This is a genomic window from Streptomyces durbertensis (assembly GCF_014156695.1).
GTDB lineage: Bacteria > Actinomycetota > Actinomycetes > Streptomycetales > Streptomycetaceae > Streptomyces > Streptomyces durbertensis.
This window is the reverse complement of record NZ_WMLF01000728.1, coordinates 1-1,520: the sequence shown is the minus strand read 5'-3', so window position 1 is coordinate 1,520 and position 1,520 is coordinate 1. Positions and strand designations below refer to the sequence as shown.

Sequence of the window (1,520 nt, the reverse complement as noted above, 5' to 3'; positions counted from 1 at the left end):
GCGGTGGGGTTCGTGCGGGCGGGGCCGGCCCAGACCAGGCCGGCGCCGCCCGGGTGGCTGAGTACGCCGCCGGTGGTGGGGTCGCCGCACCACCAGAGGCCGCCGGACGCGCCCGGGATGGCCAGGTGTTGGCGGCTCTTCGTCGCGTGCAGGGGGACAACCCACAGGTGGTCGGTCGCCGGGTCGAAGAGTGCGACGTGCAGGCGGCCCCACACGGTGGGGAGGGCGACGGCCTCGCACGGCGTCCAAGGCGCGCGTGTCAGCGCGGCCCTCATGCGCACGGCCAGCAGCCTCGCCCGCATCGCAAGGACAAGCGCCGGGACGGCGACGGTGGCGGCCTGCGCGCCGATCGGCGCGGGGACGACGTCGAGGGCGGCCAGCGGCGGGGCGAGCGCCAGGAGCGCAGCCGCCGCGGCGGCCCAACGTCGTGCGGTTCTCCGGTAGTCGTCGAGCGCGGCGGCCGTCTCCGGCCGTGCCTGCGCGCACGCGTCTCTGTCCCCGCCCCCGGTTTCCATGGCACACGACAGTAGTTCGTGGAGATCACGCCCTGATCTCAGGGCGCCCGGGGCGCGTACCGAGCCCTTTTCTCCTCGTGTGTCCGAGTACGGCGACCGGTGGCGGGTAACCGCCTCGGCAACCTTTTGCGCCCGGCGGGGGTCATCCCTGTCGGAGGCGGTGGAAGCCGGAAGCGAGGAGCGCGGTGCGGGTTCGCAGGGCGGCAGAGCGGGTCGGTGAGTTCCTGATCGACGCGGTGGGAGAAGTCGTCGCGGAACTGCTCCTCAGGCTGCTCGCCTGCGGTCTGCTCGCCTGCCTGGCTCTGGTCGCCTACCTGAGCTGGTCTTTCAGCCCGCGCCTCACCCTCGCGGGGGCAGGGCTGCTCGGAGTCCTCCTCGCTCACGGCGCCTGGCGGTTCTTCCGTCCTGCCCCGAAGGGCGGCCGTCGGGGCCTCGCAGCCGTGACCGTCGCAGGCTTCGGTGCGACCGCCGTGGCGGCCCTCCTGCTGCTGTTCTACGCGACGGACTGCGGCTGCCTGTGAGCCGGCCGCCGCCCATGGGGGCCGTGGTGAGGGGTGTCATGATTGCGCCGGCGCATGGCGTGGGTCCGACGCGCGGAGCAAAGGACGACCGTGAACCCCTACCTCTCCATACTTCTCTTCCTGGTCGCGTCGCTGTATGCCGCGTCCGGCATCGCGGGGATCACGCGGGGATGGGTGCTGCCCGGGAACCGGGGGCGGGTCCACCATCCGCGTCGGTACGGCTGGGGCCAGTTGGTGTGCGCGGCGGCGCTGGGCGCGCTCCTGGTGTTCCGTGAGTTCCCCGTCGACAACCAGATCCGCTACGACGGCTCGCTGGCGGCCAGTGTGCTGCTGCTGGCCGGGCTCCTCGTGATGGCGAGCTGCACGCGTCGGGGAAACCGGGCGCAGGCCGAGCGGCCCTCGGAGGTGACGGAGGCCCGCACGCCCTGACGCGTCCGGTGCGGAAGCAGCGGCGGCTGACGTGGTCGGCCCGCGTGCTGCGGTG

General features: G+C 73.6%; 3 protein-coding genes. 2 read left to right on the top strand and 1 reads right to left on the bottom strand.

The genetic code is table 11. The features are described from left to right. The coding region (locus tag GL263_RS26325) for a hypothetical protein (RefSeq protein WP_182858241.1) at positions 1–515 on the bottom strand (515 nt) is incomplete at its 3' end. Positions 516–700: 185 nt separating this feature from the next. On the opposite strand from GL263_RS26325, the gene GL263_RS26320 reads away from it, so the two are divergent. Both GL263_RS26320 and GL263_RS26315 read left to right on the top strand, forming a co-directional pair. Further along, positions 701–1,036, top strand: a complete 336-nt coding sequence (locus GL263_RS26320) for a lysine transporter LysE (RefSeq protein WP_182858240.1) — start codon at positions 701–703, stop codon at positions 1,034–1,036. 90 nt (positions 1,037–1,126) lie between these two features. Then, positions 1,127–1,465: a hypothetical protein gene (locus tag GL263_RS26315; RefSeq protein WP_182858239.1), complete on the top strand. Its 339-nt coding sequence runs from the start codon at positions 1,127–1,129 to the stop codon at positions 1,463–1,465. The last annotated feature ends 55 nt before the right edge of the window (positions 1,466–1,520 follow it).